Genomic DNA, 25,163 nt, shown 5'->3' on the forward strand with positions numbered 1-25,163 from the left:
TTGCAATAAGTGATAAAATCAAAATATAAGTGTCTATAGAGCAGGTTATTCTTCTGGAGAGGTCAACCTTACTGAAAGATGTACCGTATTGATGCGGTGTTCATCCATAGAAAGGATCCTGATCTCAAAAGGCGGAACCACGATCACATCTCCCGCCGTGGGTATTTCCTGCAGTACAGACAAGATAAAACCGCCTAAAGTTTCATAGTCGCCCTCGGGCAGGTTCAGCTCGTACTTCTCGTTGAGGTAGTCTATTTCCTGGCGGGCACTGAACAGGTAAGAACCGGGCTGGGGTAAGGCCTGCTCCAGCAGATCCTCCTCGTCATACTCGTCGTTGATATCACCCAGAATCTCTTCCATCACGTCTTCCAGGGTCACGATCCCGGAGGTACCGCCAAACTCATCCAGTACCAGCACAATGCTGCGGTGCTCGGTGATGAACTTCACAAAGAGCTCCCGGGCCAGCATGGTCTCGGGCACGGCCTCCATGGGCGTGAGGATCTCTTCTACCGTAGCCGGATTGTTGAACAGGGAGAACTGGTGGCAGTAGCCCAAGATATGATCCAGGGAATCCTGGTAGATGAGGATTTTGGAGTGGCCGGTCTCAATGAATGCCTCGCGCAGCACCTGCACGCCTTCTTCCAGTTCTATGGCGTCAATCTCGGTGCGAGGTACCATACACTCCCGTACCTTCACGTTCTTGAACTCCAGCGCGTTGTTGAAGATCTTGCTGTCTACCTCGCTGGAAGGGGCCAGCACTATCTCATCCGGGGATTGGAGCCGCACTGCAAACGGCTGAAAAGCCAGGGCGTTGGCCAGAACATCGGTTTCGGTTTCGTCCTCGTTTGCGGAAAACAGGCCTGAAACAGCAGTCACCAGAAAAGTGATGGGGTAGAAAAGCACCAAGAAAAAGGCCAGCAACGGAGAAATCACTTTCAGCACACTGGCTGCGGCTACCAGGCTGGCCAATACGCCCACTACCAGAAACAGCATCCAAGCCAGAACGATGGTAACCAGACTGGCCAGGGCGAAGGCTGCCCAAGGTTGTACATACTGCTGCAAAAGCGTTGACAAGCTTCCCAGACCTCCAATGCCCAGTAAAAGCAAGCCCAGACTTACCCCCAGTTGAATGGTGAACAGCGTTTGCTTCTCACGGCACAGGAGAAACCCGATAAGGGAATTTTGGTTTTCGGTGGCCTGTAACCTGATGTAGGCCCGTCCAATCTGCCGCAGGGCCACTTCTGCCACACTGAAGAGCGAAAGCAGCAGAAGTCCTGCCGCGGCAATTAGATACATGTAGGCAAGGTCCATAAAGCAGGGAAGTTCAATGCTTTGCCTTGTTCATACGGAAAAGCATTAGAAAGATAATGGATAACATAATGATCCAATAACTTTGCAACACGCCGTTCACAATGGATTGGTGCACCCCAATGACCAGAAAAGCGACGGCCAAGGCCATGTAGATGGTTTGTTTTAAGGTCATTGTTTCAACAGAAAAGAGCCCGAGAACTGCTTTAGGGTATAGTCAGAGAAATCCTGCTTGGCGGTAAGGCCCACGCCCGTCACTACTTCTTCGGTGCTGGTGATACGTACAAACTTGTCTGTGAAGATGCTTTGCTTCTGACGTTCCCAGAACAGTTCCTCGGTGTTCAGTTGTTCATTCTTCACGATGTTTTTTACCACTACATCGTTGCGGGCCACATACTGGTCTTTGACTTTGTCATACCGCCCGAACTTGGCCGTGATGATGGTGGTAGGCTTTCCTTCCTCGTAGAAGGTGATGTACATGCCCTTGGAATAGATAATGTCACCGTTCTGGAGCTGTTGCTCCACGGGAGCACTAAGCTTCAGTTTCATCTGCGCTGAGTCACTATAAATGGTGACCTGGTTGTAGGTTTCTGAGGTTGGGCCCTTGTACTCTATGGGTTTGATATTCTCGTCTGCCTTCTTGCAACCCCAGCACATCACCACGCCCAGGAGAAACACCCAGAGGAGTGGCGCCTTGATGCCCCAATACTTTACCAGCAGTACTTGAATCTGATTACTCATTCCTTTAAACGGTTCAGATACCAGACCCAAAAATCAATCGTAGATTTAGGGCCTGGTATCTGTCTTTCTTTTTATCTGAGGCTGTAAGATGATCGATGCTTAGTCAAACTTCCGTTTTATGAACCACCGATTGTTGAAGGTAATGCCCAAGTTCACCCGTAAATACTGTTCTTTGAGCCCCGTGTTCTCTGCCTCCAACTGCCCAACGGTGAAGCTAGTGTTCAGGAGCGCCTGGGTATAATCTGGCGGACGTACGCCTCTGCCCAAAGGAAGAGAGAAGCCAAAGGTAAGCGCCATGTCTTTCAAGTCATGGGCACTTGGGGTAGTGTTTCCGGTGGTAATAGCATTGATCTGGGTATTACCGTAGTAACCACCAAAACGGTAGGTTACCCTTTTGAAGTAAGAGCTCACCGATCCCGCATCTGGGGTGATCTCAGAACCAATGCCTACGCGGTATCCGTCTCCTAATTCCTGGCGGCCGCCCTCTTTGGCTAAGCTGAAGCCTCTGTATTCTGAGCCTTTGGTTTGGGTATAATCTGCACCTACAGACCAGTTCTTATTATTGTCAAAAGACAAGCCAACCTGTATCATCTTAGGCAAGGTGGTGTAGCCTTCCAAGCTGTCGGTGACAAGGCTGGAAATGACAGACTCATCCAACAAACGACGCTCCTGGGCTACCTGCCGGTCTGTGCTCAGGTTGGCTTTGGTGGTATAGGTACCGCCAATACCCAAGCTGGCTTTATCGCCTAATTTCTTCCGGTAGTGTAAGCCTCCTTTGAACATAAGGCCGGTGTACTTGGAAGTGGTATGAATCAACGTTTTCTGCAAAGCGCTGGTGGAATCCTCCCTGTCTACCAGAATAGTGGACTCCTGCCGGTCAATAGTCCCGAAAAGGTAAGACCCGGCCACACCCGCCGTTAAGCCATTGGCTATTCTCACCCCGTGCGCAAAATAGACTTCATTGATACCTCCGGTACCGTTATACTCATTGTAAGAAGTAACAGTAGCCTCTGACCCGGACACTGGGGCAGTGGAAATGGTAGTGTAGTTTACCCGGCTATAGGGTCTCAAGCCCAGGGAAGTTGTCCAGCGGCGTGAAAGCGGCAAAGCCAAAGAAAGGTAACCCAGGTTGGCGGTGCCGTCTACCTGAGAGGTGTTTTTATCAGACAACCGCTTCAGTTCAGAGGCCACGGCGGCTTCAAACGTCACGGAGTTGTTGTAGTACAGCAGGGCTGGGTTAAGATCATTGATGAGAGCAGCACTCCCGTTGGCCACCCCCACCTGCCCCATGCCGGTGCTGCGGACAGAACTGGTGCCGTGCACCATATCACCCACGCCAAAGCGGGAATAAGGGGAGTTGGAAAGCTGTTGCGCCTGTAGTTGCTGTGACCCAATAACTAAACCAGAGATCAATAACAGTGCGCGGAAAGGCTTATACATTATACTCAAGTATTCGGTTTAACCCGATTAAAACCAATTCGGGAATGACAAAGATGCGTGCTTTTACTGTACTTTCAAAAAACCGGGCGTCGCCGCCGCACAGAATAACCGTCAATGGTTTGTATTGACGCTCATAATGTTGAATCATGCCCTCGGCCTCTGCCACTGCGCCATACAGAATCCCGCCTTTAATGGCCTCGGCAGTAGTTTTTCCGGGCCTTGGCAGCAATTCGTAGCCTTCCAACAAGGGCAGCTTTCCGGTGAAGGAATGGACTGCCTGGTACCGCATGGTAATGCCCGGCGAGATACTGCCGCCCTGGAACGTACCATTGGCCTCCAAAAGGTCATAGGTAATGCACGTTCCCGCGTCTATGATGAGGCAGTGGTGGTCTTTGAACAGGTACTGGGCTCCTACCGCTGCCGCCAACCGGTCTACCCCCAACGTGTGTGGCGTTCCGTAGTTGTTGTGCACCGGTACCGGTGTCTGGGCGTGGAATAGAATCCTTTGCCCAGACACCGGGATGTGCTGCACCAGTTCTGCCGATTCCTGGCTCACCGAAGACATGATGGCGTTTTGCAGGGTTACGCCCGCCAGCTCTTTCCCCAACGCAGGAAAGTCTGGGCAGGTGTATTGTTGCACCAAAAGCCCGTCTTGAAAAAGACCGGCTTTGATGCGGGTGTTACCCCGGTCTATCACCAGATTCAGCATTCTATGAACGACAGATTACATAAAGTATTTCAGGCGCACTACTTCTTTTTCAGTGAGGAAGCGCCAGTTGCCTCTTGGCAGGTCTTTTTTGGTTAAGCCAGCATACTGCACCCGGTCCAGCGTCACTACCTCGTAGCCCAGATGTTCAAAGATGCGGCGCACAATGCGGTTTCTTCCAATGTGGATCTCGATGCCCAGGAACTTGTTGCTTTCTCCCAGAAGCGCCACGTCATCCACTTCAGCTCTGCCGTCTTCCAGTTCCAGGCCATCCTGAATCTGCTTCACGTGCTCTTGCGTGATAGGCTTGTCCAGTTCTACCTGGTAGATTTTAGACACCTTGTTAGAAGGATGTGTCAATTTCTGGGCCAGTTCACCGTCATTGGTGAAAAGCAACAGACCGGTGGTGTTTCTGTCCAGACGGCCTACCGGGAACAAACGCTCTTTGGAGGCATTCTTCACCAAGTCCATCACGGTCTTGCGGCCCTCTGGGTCATCAGTCGTAGTGAGGAAGTCCTTTGGTTTGTTCAGGAGCACGTACACCGTTTTCTCGCGGCTCAGAGTCTTACGACCGTACTGCACGGTATCGGTAGGTGCTACTTTGTAGCCCATTTCGGTCACCACCTGTCCGTTTACCTTGATCTCGCCAGCAGCGATAAGCTCATCTGCCTCGCGGCGGGAGCAGATCCCGGCGTTGGCGATGTAGCGGTTCAGGCGCAGGTCTTCGTTTCCGTAGGATTCGTCTCTTTTCTTGCGGCGCTCTTCGTAGCGTTTCAGGTTATAGAAAGGTGCCTCCTGGGTTTCCTCGTCTGAACGACCGAAACGGCCTTCTTTGAAGCCTTTGCTTTCACCTCTGGCAGGGCGCTCGTTTCTGTCTCCGCGCTCTGGTCTCCCGTTACGGTCTGGACGGGGGTTGCCACGCTCCGGACGGTCATCGCGTCTCTGAAAAGAAGGACGGTCCTCGCGGCCGCGGTTTTCACGTGGAGCATTGCGGTCAAATGGTCTGTCTCCTTCTCTACGCGCCGGGCGCTCAGTTCTGTTTTCGTCCCGATTTCCGGAAAACGGCCTGTTTTCGCGGGGAGCATCTCGGCGGCTGTCATCTGAACGGTTGAACCTGTCCTCGCGGCGTTCACCGCCCCGGTTAAAGCCACGCTCTTCTCTGCCAGTGCCTCTTTCCCTGCGGTCATCTCCGCCGCGGTTGAACCCACGATCGTTGCGGTCAGAAGAGAAACCTCCTTCGCGGCGGTCACCGCCACGGGCTCCGCGGTTGTCTTCTCTGCCAGCGCCGAAGGACGGACGGTCTGTGCCACGGCGCTCACCGCCGCGCTCGTCACGGTTATTGAAAGAACGACGTTCGCCGCCTCTTTCCTCACCACCACGGGCTGGGCCTATGCCGCCTTCACGACGGTCATTGAAAGAACCACCACGGCGGTCATCTCTGCCTTGGCGGTTGAACCCACCTTCTCTGGCCGGTCTGCGGTCAGAGCGGTCTTCGCCTCCGCGTGGGCGGAAATCAGGGCGGTCATTGTTGCCTCTATCTGGACGCTCAAACCCGCGGGACGGACGGAAATCGCCGCCCCGGCGGTCGCTTTCCCTTCTAGGCGCGCGTTCTCTGTTCTCGCGGTTGGTGTTTATATCTCCGTCACGGTCATCTTCGCGGCGCGGTCTTTCTGAACGCTCGCGGTCACCGGATGGTCTATCTGAATTGTCTGAATTTCTGTCCCGGTTGCGGAAGCCACCGTCACGGTCGCCTCCCTCTGGGCGGTCAAAGCGGGTGCCTCTTCCAAATACTTTCTTTCCTTCGCCCCAAGAATTGTTATTCCGTGGACGGTCGTTGCCTTCTTGAGGCGTGTCTTCGTTTCTTGCCATGTTGTTGTGAAAAACTGCAGTATCGCTACTGTATAAAAGATGTGATGCTAAAAATTAGAGCGCGGCGGCTTCGCCGATGCTGTTCTCCTCCGGGGCCAGGTCTCTGAGCTGCGGAAGGTCTTTAAGGTGGTTGATGCCGAAGTATTCCATGAACTTCTGGCTGGTGCCAAACAGGACCGGGCGGCCAATGGTGTTGGCTTTGCCTTTGATTTCCAGCAGGCCTTTCTCCAGCAGGCGCTGGATGGCGTAGTCACAGCTTACGCCTCTGATCTGCTCAATCTGCGAGCGCGTGATGGGTTGTTTGTAGGCAATGATTGCCAGAGTCTCCAAAGCCGAGGCCGACAGCTTCTTCTTGGATTTGTGCTTGAGTAAAATACTAACCGAGTCTTGGTAGGCCGGTTTGGTCAAAAACTGGTAACCACCTCCAATTGCGTATATCTGGAAAGCGAACGCATCAGTAGAGAATTGAGCATTGAGCTGCTCAATTCCCTCCAATACATCACTCACGCTCACCTCAGTGACCAGGGCCTCGGAAAGGCATTTCTGCAGTTCCTCTATAGACACCGGTGAGGTGGCGCAAAATATCAGCGCCTGAAGATGGTTCAGTAACAGGTTCAAATTCTATGCGGTTTATTTAGTCGTTGCGGCTCATTTTGGCCTCAATGGTGTGCTGCGTATGCGGCACCGCCTTTAAACGCTCCTTCGGGATCAATTTGCCAGACTTGATACACACCCCGTAGCTGCCGTTCTTGATCCGGATCAAGGCGTTCTCCAACTGTTGGATGAATTTCAACTGCCGGGAAGCCAACTGGTTCAAGCTTTCTTTCTCCTGGGTATCTGCGCCGTCTTCCAGCACTTTGGAAGTAGAGGCCGTGTTGTCTGTTCCGGAGTCATTTCTGCGGCTCAGGGTTTCCTTAATGAAGGCTACCTCTTTGCGCGCGTTATTTAGTTTCTCAATGATGATTTCCTGAAATTCGTTCAATTCCTCTTGGGAATACCGCTGTTTTTCTTCACTCATGGCTTTAGGGTTCGTAACGGTTTAGCTATAGTTTGTTAGTATGTAAGGGTTAGCCAACTTTATTTGAGGGAGAGAACATCTTGCGTAAAGTACGGAGATTTTATACTGACCCTTGATTTTTTAAGACAATGGCTACTTATTTTTTGCGCAAAATTACAATTAATATTTCTATAAAGTAAGCAGAGAATCAAATTGATAGCCAAAATATATAATTTTATTCCATTTAACTGCTACTTACTATCTCTGGAACTCTGTTTTAAGCCTGCTTTATCAATTCTTGGTTAAAAACTGCTACTCTATTATCTTTCTGTTAAGGAGCATTTTTGATACCTGTTGATCACAGCCCATAACGTGTACTTTTCTAAAAACCAGAAGGTCAACCACATAGTAGCTGACCTTCTGGATTGGTGCTTAGGTAAGGGATTTTAGTTTACCCAATTCAGCATCTGGATGGCGGTTGCGGCCGCTTCCACGCCTTTGTTCCCGTGCTTGCCACCCGCACGATCCCAGGCCTGCTGCTCATCATTGGTGGTGACTAGCCCAAAAATTACGGGCTTGTTGAACTTGAGACCTACCTGGGTAAGCCCCTGGGCAACAGCGTGGCAGATATAATCATCGTGCTTGGTTTCGCCTTTGATCACTACGCCCAAGGCGATGACCGCGTCTATCTCGTTGCTCTGAGCCAGGAACTGGGCACCCAGCGTCAGTTCAAAAGAGCCGGGCACCGTGTTGCGGTAGATGTTCTCGGGTTTGGCGCCGTGCTGCAGCAGCGTTTCATAAGCACCTATGCACAAGGTGTCGGTGATTTCTTTGTTCCACTCGGCCACTACCAGGCCAAACTTCTTGCCTGAAATATCCGGCAGGTTATCTGAATTATACTCACTGAGGTTTTTAAGGGCGCTTGCCATCTGTAAGGGAGGTTAAGGGGGCGTTGATATCTCTTGGCTGTGTATTTTGGGCTTTATTTGCCAAAAACAACCCGGAAACGGTTCTACGCAAATTTGCATAAAAAAACAGAGCGGCTGCCGAAATAATTTTCAGCAGCCGCTCTGTTTTTAGTTGGCTTTAAGGAGCCTTATTTCTTGGCTAATCCCTCGGCACGGGCCTTGTATTTCTTGGCTTCGTTTACCTCTGGGCTCAGTGGATAATCGTTGATCACGCGGTCATACACCTCAATGGCCTCTGCGTACTGGTTTGCGGCTTCGTGGGCTACGGCAGCTTTCATGAGGTACTGCGGAGAGAAGAAGTCGTTGGCTTTGTGCTCAGCGGCTTTCTTGTACAGAGAAGCAGCCTCTTCTTTCTTACCAAGTTCCAGGTTGGCATCGCCTTGCAGGCTGTAGACACGGGCTTGGAGCAGCAGGTCGTCAGACTTGAATTCTTCCAGGTAGTTCAGCGCCTCTTGGTATTTTCCTTGCTTCAAAGAAACCACACCAGCGTAGAAGTTGGCCAGCTTACCGGCTTTGGTGCTGCCGTACTCGTCGGCAACGGCTTTGAAGCCATCGTTTTGGCCATCGCCGTTCAGGGCTTTGCTCAGGGAATCAGCTTCTAAATAATATTCTGCCTGGAACATGGCCGCCAGGGCCTCTTGGTTCTTCGTCTGTTGGTTTTGGTAATACAGGAACCCTCCAACTACGGCGGCAGCAATGGCTACAAAAATCCCGATGAACAGGTTTTTATGGCGCTCCACATAACTCTCCGACTTCAATAGGCGGTCAGCTAGCGCATCTGGATTTTCCAACAGCTCGTACTCGCCTTCCCGCTTCAGTTCGTCTTCGCGCTTGATTGTGTTATTTGACATCAGTATTTATAATAATAAGATTTAGATGCTGTTCTTGAAAACCCTTGTCCGCTGAACCCCAAATTGTTGAGTGGGGTTCCCGTGGAGCCGGATTTTTAGTCCATCACGTAAGGATAGTCTTTTTCTACGTAGATATCGGTGTACAATTCCTCCGGGGCCGGGTAAGGAGACTTCTCCGCGAACTCCACAGACTCTAGTACCTGGGCTTTGATCTTGTTGTCAATTTCCTCCAGTTCCTGCTCCGTAGCGAAGTTGTTTTCCAGGATGGTGAAACGCACGCTCTCAATGGGGTCTTGGTTACGGTAGTTTTCCAGTTCTTCTTTGGTGCGGTACTTGGCCGGGTCAGACATGGAGTGACCTTTGTAGCGGTAAGTGCGGAACTCCAGGAAAGTTGGGCCTTCACCGGCGCGGGCACGCTCAGCAGCGCGGGCTACGGCTTCGTGCACGTCTTCGCAACGCATGGCGTTCACGGCCTCAGACGGCATGTCATAAGAAAGACCCAGTTTGTACAGCTCGGTCACGTTAGACGTACGCTGCACCGAGGTACCCATGGCGTAGCCGTTGTTCTCTACCACGAAGATCACGGGCAGTTTCCACAGCATGGCCATGTTGAAGGCTTCGTGCAAAGCACCCTGGCGCACCGCACCGTCACCCATATAAGTGATGGCCACGTTGCCGGTCTTGTTGTATTTCTCAGCGAAGGCCAGACCAGCGCCAAGCGGAACTTGCGCCCCCACAATGCCGTGGCCGCCTACGAAATTGACTTCTTTATCGAAAATGTGCATGGAACCGCCTTTGCCTTTAGAGCAACCGGTGGCTTTGGCGTACAGTTCGGCCATGACGGCGTTTGGCGAGGTGCCTAACCCCAGCGGGTGGGCGTGGTCGCGGTACGCGGTGATCCATTTATCGTCTTTGGTGAGCGCGGTGATGGCACCGGCCGCACAGGCTTCCTGCCCGATGTAAAGGTGACAGAAACCTTTGATTTTCTGCTGGCCGTATAACTGACCGGCTTTCTCCTCAAATTTGCGCATGAGTTGCATCATCTCATACCAGCGCATGTAGGTCTCTTTTGAAAATGCTGGGGCAGCGTTTACCTTTGCCTTTTTCGCATCATTCGTCTTCGCTGCTTTCGTCTCTGCCATACTATATGTTTTGTTCGTAAGGGTTAAGTCAAAAATTTCAGAGCTTGCAGACCGGCTTTTTCAGAGTAGATTTAGCCCGGGCTCAGTTCTGTAAGGTATTATAACATGCGAAATTAAGTAAAAATCTGTAAACAAGTTCATGCTCCTCGAAAATCTACACGTCCTGCACTTCAAGAATTACGAGGAAGCCACCCTGCCTTTTTCTCCGCACATCAACTGTTTCATTGGCGACAACGGCAGCGGCAAAACCAACCTGCTGGACGCTATCCATTACCTTTCGCTCACCAAAAGCGCCTTCACCTCCTCAGACCTGCAGAACATCAAAGAGGGCGAAGACTACTTCATTGTACGAGGCCGGTTCAAAACCGAAGAGAAAATAAGTGCCGTTCAGTGCTATTTAAAGACGGGCCAGAAAAAGATTATCACCTTAAACAAAGCACCTTATGACCGCGTGAGCGAGCACGTGGGCAAGTTCCCGGTGGTTTTGATCTCGCCCTATGACACCGATCTGATCAGAGAAGGCAGCGAGGAGCGGCGCAAGTTCTTTGACTCCCTCATGGCCCAACTGGACCACTCGTATTTGGACCTGCTCATCCACTACACCTATGTACTCAAACAACGGAACTCGCTTTTGAAGCAGTTCTATGAGAAAAGCTACGTAGACAAAGAGTACCTGCAGATTCTGGACGAGCAACTGATGCCGCTTGGAACTGAATTGAGTATCCGGCGGGCCGCTTTTCTGGAGACGTTTGAGCCCGTGTTCCAGCGCCATTACCAGCACCTTTCAGACTCGCATGAGGTAGTCACCCTCGGGTACCAGAGCCAGTTGATCCGGCAGAACTACGCGTACCTGCTTGATCAGAGCCAGCGCAAGGACCTGCTGCTGCAACGCACCACCGTGGGCCCGCACAAAGACGATTTCGTGTTCCTGATGGACGGGAAGAGCGTGAAGAACTTCGGGTCGCAGGGCCAGCAGAAGAGTTATGTCATCGCACTCAAGCTAGCCCAGTTTGAGGTGCTTTCTGCCAAAAACGGCCAGAAACCGCTTCTCCTCTTGGACGATATCTTTGACCGCTTGGACGAGAAACGCATTACGCAGCTCATGCAACTGGTGGCGAACAACACCTTCGGGCAGATCTTCCTCACCGACACGCACCTGGAACGCACCGACAAAATCTTGCAGCCTTTGTCAAATAACATCCGCCGGTTCAGAATCTCAGAAGGCACCGCTGTGACTATTGAGGATGAGGAGTAGTGTCTGCTTGTAAATTGCTGATTGTTGATTGCTTTCTCTCTTTTGCCGCTGGCGCGAGCAGCGGGTCTCCCAAATAAAAATCTCCACCATTACCGTAAAAAGAAGAGAAGTCTCGTATGAAGAGATGTGTTTTGCGCTCGTTTATTGATAATCAGGGGGAAAGCGAAAGTGCATAACTGGGCTTGTTTTGGGGATAACCGAGTGGGTAAATTCATCTGCCCCAAACCCCTCCAAAGCGCGCATAATTGGAGTACCTTAGCGCCACAGCACAACCAAAATAAAACTGAATATGTCCCTGCGTCCGCTTAATCCCAGAAACCCGTTCATGCGCAAAGCCGATACCATCTCCCTGAAAGACAGTATTGATGCCATGCTCCGTGCCTACAAACTCAACGGAAAACTGAGCGAGGTGCAACTGGTGAGTTCCTGGGAGAAGATCATGGGCAAAGCCATTTCCCTTAAAACGCAGGAAGTGTTTGTGCGCAACCGCAAGCTGTACGTGCGCCTTACCTCGGCCCCGCTCAAGCACGAGCTCAACATGGCCAAAACCAAAGTAGTCACGCTCATCAACTCTGAGATGGGCAGCCAGGTCATTGATGACGTTATCTTCTTATAGTTTCTTGTAATTTCCGCCGCGGTCTCCCCTGCCGTCACACGCTTGCCTCAGAAATCACTTCTATGACCACTTTCAAGTACGTGCTGGCGACGCTGGCCGCGGTTGCCCTTTCCTGGCCATTGCATGAATTGGCGCATTGGCTCACCGGCGAGTTGCTGGGCTATGACATGACCATGACCCTCAACGCCACGTACCCCACCGGCAGAAAATACCTGCACGAGTGGCACGGCCATGTCATGAGCGCCGCCGGCCCCATCCTGACCATCCTGCAGGCGCTCCTGATCTATTTCCTCCTGAAAAGAAACGGCACTACCCTGCTCTTCCCGTTCCTGGTTACCTGTCTGTACATGCGCCTGATGGCCGCCGGCATAAGTTTCCTCAACCCCAATGACGAAGCCAGAATAAGCAAGGCCCTAGGCATTGGCATGTTCACACTGCCGCTGCTGGTCTCCGGCCTGCTCTTTTTCCTCACCTACGATGTCTCCAAAGCCCGGAAGCTCAAAACGAAGCTCATTCTCTGGACCGTCTTCCTGATCATGTTCTTCAGCTCCATCCTGATACTCTCTGACCAGGCTTTTAAGGTGAAGCTGCTTTCTTAGCCACTGGCCTTCCACTTCTTCTGTTTTTGCCCTACTTTTAATCAAACAGCCCAGAAAAGGTCATGCAGCCACCCAGACTTGAACCAGATTTATTCCGCCCGGTTTCCCATTCCCGCACCACGCTCACCGAGCTCATGATTCCCAGTTACGCCAACTTCGGGGGGAAGATCCACGGGGGCATTCTGCTATCGCTCATGGACAAGGTGGCGTACGCCTGCGCCGCCAAGCACGCGGGAAACTACTGCGTAACCGTGACGGTAGACGGTGTCCATTTCCTACAGCCCGTAGAAGTGGGTGAACTGGTCAGCCTCATGGCTTCGGTGAACTACGTGGGCAAAACCTCTCTTATGGTGGGCATCAAAGTAGTGGCCGAGAACGTGAAATCGGGGTTTATGAAGCACACCAACACCTCTTACTTCACCATGGTAGCCAAAGGCGAGGACGATAAGCCTGCCCAAGTGCCGGGCCTGCTCCTGGAAACTCCAGACGATGCCCGCCGCTTTATTGAGGCCATCCAACGGAAAGAAATCAAGACCCGCTCTGAAAAAGAATTCAAAGAGATCAAGACCAACCTGGAACTGCGCCAGAACATCACGGCCTTGCTGGGGCAACGGTGCCAACTAGGTTTTGAGCTGTAGGGTGTTTTAAGGCTGTTTTTCAGAAATCAGGGTAAAAACGGAGCCGCGGATTTGTGAGGTTGAAGGATTACCGGTAGAACTGCTTTCCAGGGGAACGCACCCCTGCCCCTCCCAGGAGGGGATTTTTCCTACTAACGCACCTACAAAAGTCTAGCTTGGCTTTCCTTTTAGACCCACTTCCCCATTTACAGCAGCGGCGAGAGCAGGCGGGCCAGTTTCTCGAAGAACTGTTTCAGGCGGGGCCTCTGTCGCCAGGCTTCCAGGTCAATTTTGGAGGCGTGCTGCAGGTCTTGGTAAAAGATGTCGCGGAGCTGTTGCGAGAGATGGGTATCATACACCACGGCGTTCACCTCAAAATTCAGCTCAAAGCTGCGGTTGTCCATGTTGGCGGTGCCCACCATGCTCACGGCCTCGTCAATGACCATGGTCTTGGCATGGATGAAGCCTTTCTGGTACAGGTAAATCTCCACCCCGGCATGGAGCATATCGTCATAGTAAGACCAGGCCGCCGCATTCACCAGCGCCGAGTCTGAGATGCCCGGCACCAGCAGTTTCACCTTCACGCCACCCAGCGCCGCCACCGTGAGCGCCTGCAGAATGCCTTCGCCGGGAATAAAATAGGGCGTGGTAATGAGCACCTCTTCCTGCGCCAGGTAAATGGCCTGCAACAGCGAGAACATGATGGTGGGCATGGGCGAGTCTGGTCCGCTGGCGGCTATCTGCACGGGCGCGTGGCCATCGGGGAGCGGCGCCGCCAGGAAATACCTGCGGTGCGGCGGCAGCAGCTGCCCCGAGGCAAAGTTCCAGTCACAGAAAAACAGGTACTGCAAATAGTAGATGCCTGGTCCGTCAATGCGCAGGTGGGTGTCTCGCCAGTACAGCCGTTTGCTTTCCCCGGGATGGTTGATGTACCGGTCGGCCACGTTGATGCCGCCCACAAATGCGGTCTTGGCATCTACCAAAATGATCTTGCGGTGATTGCGATAGTTCAGCCGGTTGGCCAACAAAAGGAACCGCACCCGATGGAACGGGAAAGCCTCTACCCCGCCGGCCCGCAGCTCGTTTACGTATCTCTTCCGGATAGACCGGCTGCCGTAATCGTCATAGATAAAGCGCACCTGCACGCCTTCCCGCGCCTTCTGGATGAGAACCTCCTTGATCTGGTTGCCAATGTTATCGTCTTCAATGATGTAATACTCCAGGTGGATGTGGTGACGGGCATCGCGGAGCGCCTGCAGCACCTCGGGAAACTTCTCTTCGCCGTTCAGCAGCAGTTTCACGCGGTTTCTGCCCGTGAGCGGACTAAGGCCGTCGTTGAGCAAAAGCTTGACTAGTTCGCGGTAGCCCTGTACTTTTTCATTGCTTGTCGCCAGGGTTTCCTCTGAGTAAGCCTCCACGCGGTGTTCCAATTTCTGGAGGAACATTTCGTCCTTGACCAGCTTCTTGGTGTAGATCTTCCGCTTCTTGTAGTTAATCCCGAAGGAGAAATAAATGATGATGCCCACAAACGGCACAAAGATGGCCAGCAGCAGGTACGCCAGCGTTTTAGATGTGGAACCCGTGTCATAGATAATGCGCAGGCACACCAGACCCACCACCGTAAAGTAGACGATGTTCCAGATCAATAACCAATCTACGCTGTTCAGCAGGTACGCCACAGAAGCTTTGTTTCAGACTTGTTTTTAGGAAAATAGGCGCAAATCACCCTCGACCCACGCACTCTCAATATGCACAAAGCAGCGCTATGCCGGTGGTCTATTGCGCTTGGGGCTCTGCCCGATGTCTTTCTTCCCGCACCCCGAAGATGGCCCGGTACATGTGCTGCAAGGTTTCCCTTGACCAGCCTTTCACGCGGCCGCGCTGCATGACCAGGGTATTGTCTACCCCTGCCGGACTCAGGAAATAATGGAACGTGAAGCGGGCATAGGGGTTTTGCCAGCCCAGGATCTGCCCGTACCGCAGCACGTTGAACACCAGCGTATCGTTCCAGCGCTCAGCGGTGTAATAGCCGGCGGCAAACCGTTTCAGTTCCTGTACTTCCTCGGGGCTTACCGCCGAGGTAAGCAGTTTCTCGTTTTTTGGAAAAAACCTGAAATCCGTGACGTAATCATCCGGCGAGAAAACGGAGCGATGGCCCACGTAATAACCGGCATCTGTGGCGGCCACGGCGTACCAAAGCCAATTGTTGAACGGCGTAGGCGTAACCATGAGGCTTGTGTGGGGCAGTTGCTTTTTAGCCAGAGAAGCCTCAATCCCCTCCCTTATCACGGACTTGTTTACCACCGCATACAGCAGGTACAGCCCCGCAGGCAGCAAGCCCACCAAAGCCCATCGGTTTCTTACCGGCAAGGTATTTCTGAGCACCAGCAGCGCTATCAAAGCCGCCACCGGCCAAATGGTGAAGAACGGATCTGCTACGTACAGCAGGTGAAACGAAAACCGCTGGTGACTGAACGGCTCCAGCAATCCCGTACCGTAGGCGTTGCAGGTATCCAGCAGATCATGGGCAAACAACTGCACCACAAAAAACAGAAAGAACTGCTGCCACCTGACCTGACCTTTCCGGTGCCACTTACTTGCCAGCAACGTGAGCAGTACCGCCAACAGCAACCCGAAGAAAAACGAATGGGTGAACCCGCGGTGCACCAGCAGATTCTCTGAGGTCGGAAGCCACAGCGCTGCCACTACGTCCATATCGGGGAGGTTCTGGGCTACCGCGCCATAAAGTAAAGCCCGCTTCCCCAGCTTTCTGGAAAGCACAAGCTCGCCGAGGCAAGCGCCCAAAGCAGCATGCGTAAGTGAATCCATTTGGTTCCTGTTTGGTGTTTCTCTACGCACAGAAACCAAAAGCCGTTTTAAGAGCGCTTTTCAGAAATCGGCTTTGAAACAGAGGCAGGCTATTCTGTATAGATTTGCACCTCTACGGCCTAGTTCCTACCGGCGATCTTCAGAAACCATCGGCCAGAAAAAATCCCTCTTTTAGAGCTGTTTCGCGGAAAACGGCCTTAAAAGAGGGATATATCCAATCAATCTACGTGTGGATTACTGGTACATCATCAGGTGCTTTTCCACAGGTTTTTACTGTGGATATCTATACCGTAAAATAGCTTTCCAGCTGTTTGAGGGTGGTTTCGTCGGTTTTCATGTCTTCTATGACTTGACCTTTTTCCAGCAGCACAATGCGGTCGCAGACCTCTATTACGTGGCTTAGGTCGTGGCTGGAGATGAGCAGGGTCATGCCTTGGCGTTTGAGGTCTTTCAACAGGTTCTTGAGCCTGATCTGGGAACTTGGGTCCAGGTTGGCGAAAGGCTCATCCAGAATTAGCAGCTCGGGGTCAGACATCACGGCGGCGGCCACGCCTACCTTCTTCTGGTTGCCCTTGGAGAAATCCCGGATGTACTTGCGCTGCTCCAGAATCTCGCCGTTAAAGAAATCGCGGAAGCGGTCCAGAAAGGCCTGCACATCGCCGGTAGTTAAGCCGTTGAGCTTGCCGATGAACGCGAAATACTCCTCGGGCGTGAGGAAGTCAATGAGGAAGCCTTCGTCCAGGTGAGAGCCGGTGTACTGTTTCCAGTCCTCGGTGGCGCGCACGTTCTCGCCCTTGCTGAACACCTCGCCTTTGGTTGGACGGATCAGGTCCAGGATCATCCGGAAGAAAGTGGTCTTGCCGGCGCCGTTGTTGCCCACCAGGCCAATGGTTTCGCCTTTCTGCACGGTCAGCGCCGGGATGTTCACCACCGTCACGCCGTTGTAATTCTTTTGAAGGTCGCGTACTTCTATCATCTCGTTATGCGGCTATTTTTTGAAATCAGGGTTAAAACTAAGCTTGCCGGAAACCGGCCGCGATGGCGTATTTCTCGCGCTGGAAACGGCTGACCACTATGCCCAGCAACTGCCGGTGGAAAAGGAATCCCAGCAGACCAAGGGTGCCTACGGCCGCGATTCCCCACCAAGGCTTGTCCATCAGCCCGAAGGGCAGGTACACCAGGATTGGGAGGAGCAGCGCGGGCAGCATCAGGATGAACTGTGAGGCACCCACCCCCTGCCAGTTAAAGGAAGCGCTCTTGCTCAGGTCAATCCGCTTTTTGTTGTAAGTGCTTAGGTACAGCACCACAAACGTGTTGATCCCGATGTTGTAGAGAAAGCAGGCCGTGTTGATGAGCATGATTTTTACGCCGCTACCCGGCATGAGCCCATACAGCAGCGTCACCAGGTAAGCGACGGTACAGGCGGGCACAAACAGCCAGAACTTGCCCAAGTAGAAGGTATACGGGCTGAGGCGTTTGGTGAGCAGGGCATCAAAGTGAGCGCTCTGCCAGCCCGGCACAAACTGGCCGTAGCTCAGCATCATGAAACCCGTCATGAAAATACCCGGAAAGATAAGCATGGCAAACCCTTTGGTGTACATTTCCTGGGTGTAGAAGATGAACCCATAGGCCATAAAGAGGACAGACATCATGGTGGTGGACTTAGGCCGTTTGTGGCGCAGAATCAACTTCAACTCAAGCCCAATGAGCGTACCCAATTCCCCGAAACGCTGCAGGAAACCGATCTCGGCGGAGGTGCCCACCTTAGACTGTTTCCTGATGCGTATTTCCTCTGGGTACGTGTGCGCGATCAGGAAGCGGTAGTTGAGCAGATAGACCGCCACGAGCAGCACCAAGGGTACCAGCACCCAAACCGGGGTCATGCCCAAAGCCCGGAAGAACGCCCCAGAAGCGGTTCCAACTGAGATCAAGTTCAGGTAATCTAAGGTAGCCAAGGCCACTATCGCCAGCAGAAACCCGAAGGTCACCAAGGGTTTCTCCACCAGTTGACGCTTGAAGTAAAGTGTCAAAAAGTTATTGATCAAAGTAATCAGAAACAGCCCTAAAACCCACATCCAGGCACCAGTTAGCCCGTACACCTGCGGCAATACTTTCAGCGCAAACGGGACGAACAGCAGCAAAGACATGTAATTGAAGAAGCTGGTGATAGACTTCCAGAGCACGAAATGCACCAGTTTGCCTTTGCCTACCGGCAAGTGCAGGTACGGTTGAATGCCCAGCACCGGCAACTCCTGCATAAAGAACCTAAAGGCCAGGTCAAACAAGAAGTAGTACAGCAGCGCCCCGTTGATTACCGCCACCGGATCTTTGTCTGGCCACACCTGCTCAAGGATCTTGTCCATGAACAAGCTCAGCAGTACCACATACAGCAGCAACAGGAGCATGAAGAAGCCCAATACCAGGTTCACGGCAAGGTTCTTCTGCCATACACTGGAACGGGTAGCTTCTTTCCATTGGTGAGAAAGTAGAAGTCTGATCATAAAGGGAAGGTAGTAAGGAAGGCTGTTCCATTCGTTAGTATCCCGAACCGCCTAAATATTACAGCCTTGCCCTGGTTTTTTCTTGAGCTTACCGGTACAAAATGGATGCGTTTGGAGGGGCTTGGTTGTGGAAGACACCTAGAACTGAGGCCTGTGCCAAACGGCAGTTACAAACTGCCTACATGGTAGGTCCAAGTCACAGACTTGAACCATGGTAAGTAGAGAGCAAACGCCACTACCAGCAGGTGTAAACACCCCCCTTCGCCCCCTCAAGGGGAGAGTCTCCGCTTAGTAAGCATTCCTATTTCCAGCCTTTCGGTTGAGCGCCTTGTCAGGTTCCGGTGCCGTAAGGCATTGCGACTGAAAGGAGCAAAGGAAGCTGGCGCAGCGCGATGCCGGAAGGCGGGGCCTCGCGGCCGTGAGCGCTCGGAGCCCAGCTATGCAACAGCACAGTGAGTGCACCCACGCAAACAGCGGCGCCACGCCAGCACAAGCGGACTACGAGCGCAAAAAGAAAAAGAAGATGGCTAACCTAACAGCAGGAACTTCGCTGCCTGAGAAAACTAGCGAAATCGAGCCAAAAAAGGCTTAAAGAAAATAATGAATACCTCGGCTATGCCGCCACTTCCACACTCTCCAACTCACTATACGCCGCTTTCAAGGCCTTCAGATGGCCCCCGAACATCTGCCGGATGTACCACTTCAAAAAGAAATAACCCAGCACCGCGCCAATGACAAACCCGATGATAAGGCGCAGATACATTTGCTCCCAGGGCAGGTGCGAAATGTTGATGCCTTTGGCCAGTTTGAGATAAGCCAGTTGCCCAACCGCCAACCCAATGGGCGCCAGCAGCATGTTCGTCCAGAAGTAGAGCTTGGTGAGGCCGGTGAGCATCTCAATGAGGTTGCGCAGGGTGGACCGCAGATTGGCAGTAGTCACGTTGAGGCCTTTCACATAAGACAGCCTTGCCCAAAAATAGCCCAGAAACGGTAGGCAGACCACCATCACCACCACGCACAAGACCTGGAAAGCCGTGTCTTCCTTCACCAGCACCGCGCACACCCCAAACAGTATGACCGTAAAGGCCTGCACCACCAACTCAAAGTAGATGTTCCGTCTAAGTTTGGTCAAGGCGTTCTCGGTACGGGCCTTGAGCAAGCCTGTGATCTGGTGCTCGGTCACCTGGTGCTCCGCCGCCGCTTGGGCCGCGTACACCTTCCAGGTATCTTTGAGGCTATCTAAATTCATCATACACCGGGGTTAACAGCTTCTCTAGTTTCGCTTTGATGCGGTTCAACTTCACACCTACGTTTGATTTGGTGATCCCTATGATCTCAGCCATCTCATCGTAGCTTTTGTCTTCCAGGTACAGCATCACAATGGCCTTTTCCACCTGCGAGAGCTGGTCAATGGCGGCGTAGAGATATTTTATTTTCAATTCGTATTCAGCGGAGGTATCGGGCGAGGCCGGAATCTGCAGGTCCATGTCTGAGAGAGAGCCGTGGTGGGGGCGGCGGCTATCTTTCCGGAAACTGGAGACGGCGGTGTTCAAGGCTACGCGGTACATCCAGGTACTTACCTTGGACTCATGCTTAAACGAGGGATAGGACCGCCAAAGTTGCAGCACTATGTCCTGAAACAGATCTTTCCGCTCCTCGGGGTCCCGGCAGTACATGCTGCACACCTTATGGATCAGCGCCTGATCCTGGGCAATGAGCTTGACAAATTCTGCGCGTAAAGCCGGATTCTCCACCGTAGTACGTAAAGGTTTAAGGTATTAGTAGCCTTGGCCTCTGGTAAATTACACGGGAAAGCGTAAAAACAGAAAGGTATTGAAAACAGAACCCCGTTTTTGGGCTGTTTTTCTTTAAACAGCCCCAAAACGGGGAACAGGTAATGGGTAAACAGGCCATTTCTTCCCCATCAAGGGAAAATACCCAATGACTGGTAACTCACGCCAATCTTCTCAATGGCGGCGTAGAAACCGGCGGTGCGCAGGTCTGTGATGCCTTTGACCTGGTGGGTTACCTCGCGCATCTCCTGGTAGGCCGTGATCATGGTATCCTCCAGACCCGAGTACACCAAGTCCTTTTCATCGGCACCGTGGATGATGAGTAGCTTTTCCTCGGCAGAGAGGCTTTTACCGGTGGTCTTCTCAATGGTGTTCACCAGGCGCTTGAGGCTGGCTTCCTCGGCGCGTTTGCCCATCCGCCCAAAACGCACGTTAGACAGGTTCTTGAGCCACTCAAAATAGGAAACAGTCACCCCGCCGGCGTTCAGGTACAGGTCTGGGATGATGACTACCCCGCGGGTATGCAGAATCCGCTCGGCTTCCTGCGTGATAGGTCCATTGGCGCCCTCGGCGATGATCTTGGCTTTGATGTGCTCGGCGTTTCCGCTGTGGATCTGGTTTTCCAGGGCCGCCGGCAACAGCACATCGCAGTCGTACTCCAGCATTTCAATGGAGTTGGGGATGAACTTGCCGCCCGGGTGCCCTTCAAAGCTCTCGTTCTGCTTGCGGTAATGGAAGATGCTGTCAATGTCCACGCCGTCTGGATTGTAGATACCGCCTTCGCGCTCGGCTACGCCAATGATGATAGCGCCATCCTGCTGCAGGAACTTGCCCGCATGGTACCCTACGTTCCCTATCCCCTGGATGATGATTCTCTTGCCGGCCAGTCCGCTGGTGAGGCCTAGTGGCTTCAGCACGGCCTCGTCATGCAGTGATTCCCGCAGCCCGAAGAAAATGCCCAAGCCCGTGGCTTCGTTCCGACCCCGGATACCGCCCTGGCCCACCGGTTTACCGGTCACGCAGCCCAAAGCATTGGTTTCCCCGAACTTAAAAGTGTGGTAGGTATCGGCAATCCAAGCCATCTCGCGGCCGCTGGTTCCGTAATCTGGAGCGGGCACGTCTACGGCCGGGCCTATCAGGTTTTTCTTGATGAGCTCAGAGGCAAACCGGCGGGTCACCTTCTCCAGCATCTCCACAGACGAGGTTCTGGGGTTTATTTTCACGCCGCCCTTGGCCCCGCCAAACGGCACATCCACCACGGCGCACTTGAAGGTCATGAGGCTGGCCAGCGCCACAACCTCGTCTTCGTCTACGTGCATGCTGTACCTGATACCGCCTTTGGTAGGCAGCTTGTGTTGGCTATGCTGGGCCCTTATTCCTTCAAACACATGCACCTGCCCGTCTACCTCCACGGGGAAATTCACTTTGTAGACGCTGTTGCAGGCCTTGATCTGCGCCAGAATACCGGGATGAAGCTTGGAATGTTGGGCGGCCTGGTCATAGTAGTAGTGGACACTATCCAGAAATTCTCTGCCGGGTGACACAGCGGGGCTCTTAATGGATGACACGGATTGACTCATAGTTTCTGCAATTGGTGGTTTAGGTAAAACGTACTAACACCAGTTCACGTTGCTTTGCCGGTAAAATGTTCCACGGAGAACATTTTGCGCCCTACCGTTTCTGCCCTCATTTCTGAGAAACAGGCCCAAAACCGTTTTTCGCTTTCTGCATAGGCCTTCGCCATTGGTTTTTGTGGAATAATCCGGAAATTACAGGTCAGGTTATACAAACAAAGCCACCACCTTATTTATGTTTACTTCTATTTCCTCGTTTGCCCGCGCAGGTTCCGCTGCCCTGGGCTTCCTTTTCCTTTCTAACCTTACCTCGGCGCAAACCATTGTCAAAGCAGATCCCCTGATCAAAGGCCTTACCGAGCAGGTGTCGGCGCAGGAGCTGGAGCGCCTGGTGCGCGGCTTGGTGAGCTTTGAGACCCGCCACTCCTTGAGCACCGTCAAAGACAAGAAGAAAGGCATCGGCGCTGCCCGTAATTGGGCCGAAGCCGAGCTGCAGAAAGCCGCCGCCACCTCGGGCGGACGCATGACCGTGACCCAGGACAAATACACCGTGAAAGCCGATGGCCGCCGCATCAAGGAAGACGTGGAGATGGCCAACGTAATGGCTACCCTCAAAGGCACCGACCCCAATGATGACCGCGTGTTCATTGTGAGCGGCCACATAGACTCCCGCAACACCGATGTGATGGACGTGACCGGTAAAGCCCCCGGCGCCAACGACGATGGTTCCGGCACCGCCGCCGTGATTGAACTGGCCCGCGTCATGGCCAAGCAGCAGTTCCCGGCCACCATCATCTTCGTGTGCGTGCAGGGCGAAGAGCAAGGGTTGTACGGCGCCAAGCATTTGGCCGAAAAAGCCAAGGCCGAGAACTGGAACTTGGTCGCCATGCTCAACAATGACATGATTGGGAACTCCTTCTCTGATGAGACCAACCTCAAAGACAACACCCGCGTGCGGATCTTCTCCGAGGGCGTGCCCGCGTTCGAGACCCCTGAGATGACCGCCCTGCGCAAAAGCATTGGCGGCGAGAACGACAGCCGCAGCCGCCAGTTGGCCCGCTACATGAAAGAAATGACCTCGCGTTATATCCCGCAACTGGAAGTAGTCCTGAACTACCGCACCGACCGTTTCCTGCGCGGCGGCGACCACACGCCGTTCAGCCAGGCGGGTTTCACGGCCATCAGGGTTTGTGAGATGAACGAGAACTACCGCTACCAGCACCAGGATGTGCGCACCGAGAAAGGCATCGCCTACGGCGATTTCCCGGAGCACGTGGACTTTGAGTACGTTCGCAAGAACACCGCTATGAACCTGGCTACCCTGGCCAGCCTGGCCTTGGCCCCATCCTCCCCGGAGGAAGTAGGTGTGGTGACCAGCAACCTCACGAACCAAACTGAGTTGCGCTGGAAAGCCCCGGCCAAAGGCGAGCGCCCAGCGGGTTACTACATCCTCATGCGCGATACCTCGGCCCCCATGTGGGAAAAGAAAATCTACGTGGAAGGCACCACCACTACCCTGCCCTACTCCAAAGACAACTACTTCTTTGCCGTGCAGGCAGTAGATGCTGAGGGCCACGAGAGCCTTCCGGTTATGCCTAAGCCGCTCCGCTAAGCACGTTTAGGGGCTGATTTTCTAAAAAGCCTTCAAAACAGGCCCGGTAGTAAGTTCTGCCGGGCCTGTTTCTTTCAGGGCAAAACCGTATTTTTACCTTAGCATCACGGCCCTAAGCTACGTAGGGAGAAAATCAGTTTACCAAGCCTGCCTGTCTTTTAGCACTGTTGCCCATGTCTACCGCCATCACTGCTCCTACTCTTAAACCATCGCTGCTCACGTGGCTCCGGCAACCGGTAGACAACGCGCCTTTGGTGGTGTTCAGGTGGTTGTTTGGCTTGCTGTTGTTTCTGGAGACGGCGGGCGCTATCATAACGGGTTGGGTGAAGAAAAACCTGGTAGAGCCCACGGTCTCTTTCCCGTTCATTGGGTTTGAGTGGCTCAGGCCTTTGCCCGGCAACGGCATGTATTTCTATTATGGCCTCATGGCCCTGCTAGGCTTGCTGGTGATGGTTGGGTTGTATTACCGGGCCAGCATGGTTCTTTTCACGGTGCTTTGGTGGGGCACTTACCTCATGCAGAAAACCAGCTACAACAACCACTACTACCTGCTGCTGGTCCTTTGCTTCTTGATGCTGTTGGTGCCCGCCCATGCGTACGCCTCCGTAGATGCCCGGCGCAAACCAGAGCTAAAATCCCTTTCCTGCCCAAGGTGGTGCCTGGTCATCTTTGTGGCCCAAATGGGGATTGTCTACACCTACGCCTCCGTTGCTAAAATGAATGCCGATTGGCTCGCGGGTATTCCCATCAAGGTTTGGTTTGCCAATAAATCGCACTTCTGGCTCATTGGTGGACTGCTCCAGGAGACCTGGTTTCAGAAGTTGGTGGTGTACGGCGGCATCTTCTTTGACCTGCTCATTGTTCCGCTGCTGCTCTGGCGACGTACCCGGTTCTTGGCTTTCTGCATGGCTATCTTCTTCCACGGCTTTAACTCGGCCATCTTCCACATAGGTATTTTCCCGTACCTGGCCCTGGCCTTGTGTTTGTTCTTTTTTCCGCCGGAAACCATTAGAAGAAGGTTCCTGCGCAAGAAGCCGGCATTCACGGCCAGTGAGAGCCCTGTTCAGGAAATAAGCACCCGAGAAAGGCTTTTCTTCTGGTTTCTGGGCATTCATTTGCTGGTACAGGTTCTGCTGCCGCTGCGGCACTGGTGGTTTCCGGGTAACCCCAACTGGACCGAGGAAGGACACCGTATGTCCTGGCACATGATGCTACGCACCAAAAATGGCTACGCTTCCTTCAAGGTGCTGGCAGACAACCAACTGTTCTGGGAATATCCAGAGAACCACCTCACCGCCAAACAAGCCCGCACCGTAGCCACGCACCCAGACCTTCTCTGGCAGTACTGTCAGTTCCTGGAGCGTAAGTACCGGCAGCAGGGTTATAGAGAGGTGAAAGTGTTTGCCCATACCCAGGTGAGCCTCAACAAACGGCCTTTTCAGTTATTGGTAGACTCTACCGTGAACCTGGCCGGGGTTGCTTGGCTGCCGCATCAGCCTTCCCCTTGGATTGTACCGCTGCAGGAAAAGAAATAATCCTCCTGTAAATTCGATTCTACGCTGGCGTTTTCCGGAAAATTGGACCATTCAATGCGCTAAACCCTATCTGCTCAAGGGCAATCCTTGATGAAGAGGAGGAATCATGTTGCTTTTCAGGCCATAACACCAACCTTTTTAGGCCTCTGGTAGTAAGTGCAGCTAACCGGCTTTAAGAATGGATTTTAGCGTATAACAAAGGGCCATCTC

The 25,163-nt window shown here is 53.0% G+C and carries 24 protein-coding genes; 6 read left to right on the plus strand and 18 right to left on the minus strand.

What is annotated here, in order from left to right; all coding sequences use genetic code 11:
• Positions 1–45: 45 nt before the first annotated feature.
• From FOA19_RS06925 to pdhA, 11 genes are all read right to left on the minus strand, one after another.
• Positions 46–1,296, minus strand: a complete 1,251-nt coding sequence (locus FOA19_RS06925; RefSeq protein ID WP_223808766.1) for a hemolysin family protein — start codon at positions 1,294–1,296, stop codon at positions 46–48.
• Positions 1,297–1,324: 28 nt separating this feature from the next.
• Positions 1,325–1,483 (minus strand): hypothetical protein, encoded by a 159-nt coding sequence (locus FOA19_RS23305; protein ID WP_190300305.1) that lies wholly within the window; start codon positions 1,481–1,483, stop codon positions 1,325–1,327.
• Positions 1,480–2,049: an LPS export ABC transporter periplasmic protein LptC gene (gene lptC, locus FOA19_RS06930; RefSeq protein ID WP_149090014.1), complete on the minus strand. Its 570-nt coding sequence runs from the start codon at positions 2,047–2,049 to the stop codon at positions 1,480–1,482. Before lptC ends, FOA19_RS23305 begins: the two co-directional genes overlap by 4 nt.
• A 99-nt stretch (positions 2,050–2,148) precedes the next feature.
• Positions 2,149–3,498, minus strand: coding sequence for a PorV/PorQ family protein (locus FOA19_RS06935; protein WP_190300306.1), 1,350 nt, complete (start codon positions 3,496–3,498; stop codon positions 2,149–2,151).
• Positions 3,482–4,198, minus strand: a complete 717-nt coding sequence (locus FOA19_RS06940) for a type III pantothenate kinase (RefSeq protein WP_149090016.1) — start codon at positions 4,196–4,198, stop codon at positions 3,482–3,484. Before FOA19_RS06940 ends, FOA19_RS06935 begins: the two co-directional genes overlap by 17 nt.
• A 15-nt stretch (positions 4,199–4,213) precedes the next feature.
• On the minus strand, positions 4,214–6,064 hold the full coding sequence (locus tag FOA19_RS06945) for a pseudouridine synthase (protein WP_149090017.1): 1,851 nt from the start codon (positions 6,062–6,064) through the stop codon (positions 4,214–4,216).
• A 54-nt stretch (positions 6,065–6,118) separates the two neighbouring features.
• Positions 6,119–6,682, minus strand: coding sequence for an SMC-Scp complex subunit ScpB (scpB, locus tag FOA19_RS06950; RefSeq protein WP_149090018.1), 564 nt, complete (start codon positions 6,680–6,682; stop codon positions 6,119–6,121).
• A 16-nt stretch (positions 6,683–6,698) separates the two neighbouring features.
• Entirely contained in the window at positions 6,699–7,082 is a 384-nt protein-coding gene (locus tag FOA19_RS06955; protein WP_149090019.1) for a TraR/DksA family transcriptional regulator, read from the minus strand.
• A gap of 425 nt (positions 7,083–7,507) precedes the next feature.
• Positions 7,508–7,990: a 6,7-dimethyl-8-ribityllumazine synthase gene (gene ribH / locus FOA19_RS06960; protein WP_149090020.1), complete on the minus strand. Its 483-nt coding sequence runs from the start codon at positions 7,988–7,990 to the stop codon at positions 7,508–7,510.
• Between the two features lie 167 nt (positions 7,991–8,157).
• Positions 8,158–8,880: a tetratricopeptide repeat protein gene (locus FOA19_RS06965; RefSeq protein ID WP_149090021.1), complete on the minus strand. Its 723-nt coding sequence runs from the start codon at positions 8,878–8,880 to the stop codon at positions 8,158–8,160.
• 95 nt (positions 8,881–8,975) lie between these two features.
• Complete coding sequence (gene pdhA, locus FOA19_RS06970; protein WP_149090022.1) at positions 8,976–10,022, minus strand: pyruvate dehydrogenase (acetyl-transferring) E1 component subunit alpha; 1,047 nt, start codon at positions 10,020–10,022, stop codon at positions 8,976–8,978.
• 139 nt (positions 10,023–10,161) lie between these two features.
• On the opposite strand from pdhA, the gene recF reads away from it, so the two are divergent.
• From recF to FOA19_RS06990, 4 genes are all read left to right on the plus strand, one after another.
• A complete protein-coding gene (gene recF, locus FOA19_RS06975) occupies positions 10,162–11,277 on the plus strand; it encodes a DNA replication/repair protein RecF (RefSeq protein ID WP_149090023.1) in 1,116 nt (371 codons plus the stop codon).
• Between the two features lie 289 nt (positions 11,278–11,566).
• The gene (locus FOA19_RS06980) at positions 11,567–11,893 is read left to right on the plus strand and encodes a DUF721 domain-containing protein (RefSeq protein ID WP_149090024.1); all 327 of its coding nucleotides are present in this window, start codon (positions 11,567–11,569) and stop codon (positions 11,891–11,893) included.
• Between the two features lie 62 nt (positions 11,894–11,955).
• Positions 11,956–12,492 carry a hypothetical protein gene (locus FOA19_RS06985; RefSeq protein WP_149090025.1) on the plus strand — a complete coding sequence of 179 codons (537 nt, stop codon included), beginning with the start codon at positions 11,956–11,958 and terminating at the stop codon, positions 12,490–12,492.
• Positions 12,493–12,554: 62 nt separating this feature from the next.
• Complete coding sequence (locus FOA19_RS06990; RefSeq protein WP_149090026.1) at positions 12,555–13,130, plus strand: acyl-CoA thioesterase; 576 nt, start codon at positions 12,555–12,557, stop codon at positions 13,128–13,130.
• Between the two features lie 185 nt (positions 13,131–13,315).
• Here the strand turns inward: FOA19_RS06990 and cls are convergent, their stop codons facing one another.
• The 7 genes from cls to FOA19_RS07025 form a co-directional block, all read right to left on the minus strand.
• The gene (gene cls / locus FOA19_RS06995; protein WP_223808767.1) at positions 13,316–14,788 is read right to left on the minus strand and encodes a cardiolipin synthase; all 1,473 of its coding nucleotides are present in this window, start codon (positions 14,786–14,788) and stop codon (positions 13,316–13,318) included.
• A 97-nt stretch (positions 14,789–14,885) separates the two neighbouring features.
• A complete protein-coding gene (locus FOA19_RS07000; protein WP_149090027.1) occupies positions 14,886–15,938 on the minus strand; it encodes a metal-dependent hydrolase in 1,053 nt (350 codons plus the stop codon).
• Between the two features lie 283 nt (positions 15,939–16,221).
• Complete coding sequence (locus FOA19_RS07005; RefSeq protein WP_149090028.1) at positions 16,222–16,914, minus strand: ABC transporter ATP-binding protein; 693 nt, start codon at positions 16,912–16,914, stop codon at positions 16,222–16,224.
• 37 nt (positions 16,915–16,951) lie between these two features.
• Positions 16,952–18,439 (minus strand): DUF5687 family protein, encoded by a 1,488-nt coding sequence (locus FOA19_RS07010; protein WP_149090029.1) that lies wholly within the window; start codon positions 18,437–18,439, stop codon positions 16,952–16,954.
• Positions 18,440–19,052: 613 nt separating this feature from the next.
• On the minus strand, positions 19,053–19,691 hold the full coding sequence (locus FOA19_RS07015) for a hypothetical protein (RefSeq protein ID WP_149090030.1): 639 nt from the start codon (positions 19,689–19,691) through the stop codon (positions 19,053–19,055).
• Complete coding sequence (locus FOA19_RS07020) at positions 19,675–20,193, minus strand: RNA polymerase sigma factor (RefSeq protein ID WP_149090031.1); 519 nt, start codon at positions 20,191–20,193, stop codon at positions 19,675–19,677. The genes FOA19_RS07015 and FOA19_RS07020 overlap by 17 nt, the downstream gene beginning before the upstream one ends.
• Before the next feature lie 170 nt (positions 20,194–20,363).
• Positions 20,364–21,812: a Glu/Leu/Phe/Val family dehydrogenase gene (locus FOA19_RS07025; RefSeq protein ID WP_149090032.1), complete on the minus strand. Its 1,449-nt coding sequence runs from the start codon at positions 21,810–21,812 to the stop codon at positions 20,364–20,366.
• A gap of 229 nt (positions 21,813–22,041) precedes the next feature.
• On the opposite strand from FOA19_RS07025, the gene FOA19_RS07030 reads away from it, so the two are divergent.
• Positions 22,042–23,418, plus strand: coding sequence for a M20/M25/M40 family metallo-hydrolase (locus tag FOA19_RS07030; protein WP_149090033.1), 1,377 nt, complete (start codon positions 22,042–22,044; stop codon positions 23,416–23,418).
• A gap of 173 nt (positions 23,419–23,591) precedes the next feature.
• Positions 23,592–24,953, plus strand: coding sequence for an HTTM domain-containing protein (locus FOA19_RS07035; protein ID WP_149090034.1), 1,362 nt, complete (start codon positions 23,592–23,594; stop codon positions 24,951–24,953).
• Positions 24,954–25,163: the final 210 nt, after the last annotated feature.

Source organism: Rufibacter hautae (assembly GCF_008271695.1).
GTDB lineage: Bacteria > Bacteroidota > Bacteroidia > Cytophagales > Hymenobacteraceae > Nibribacter > Nibribacter hautae.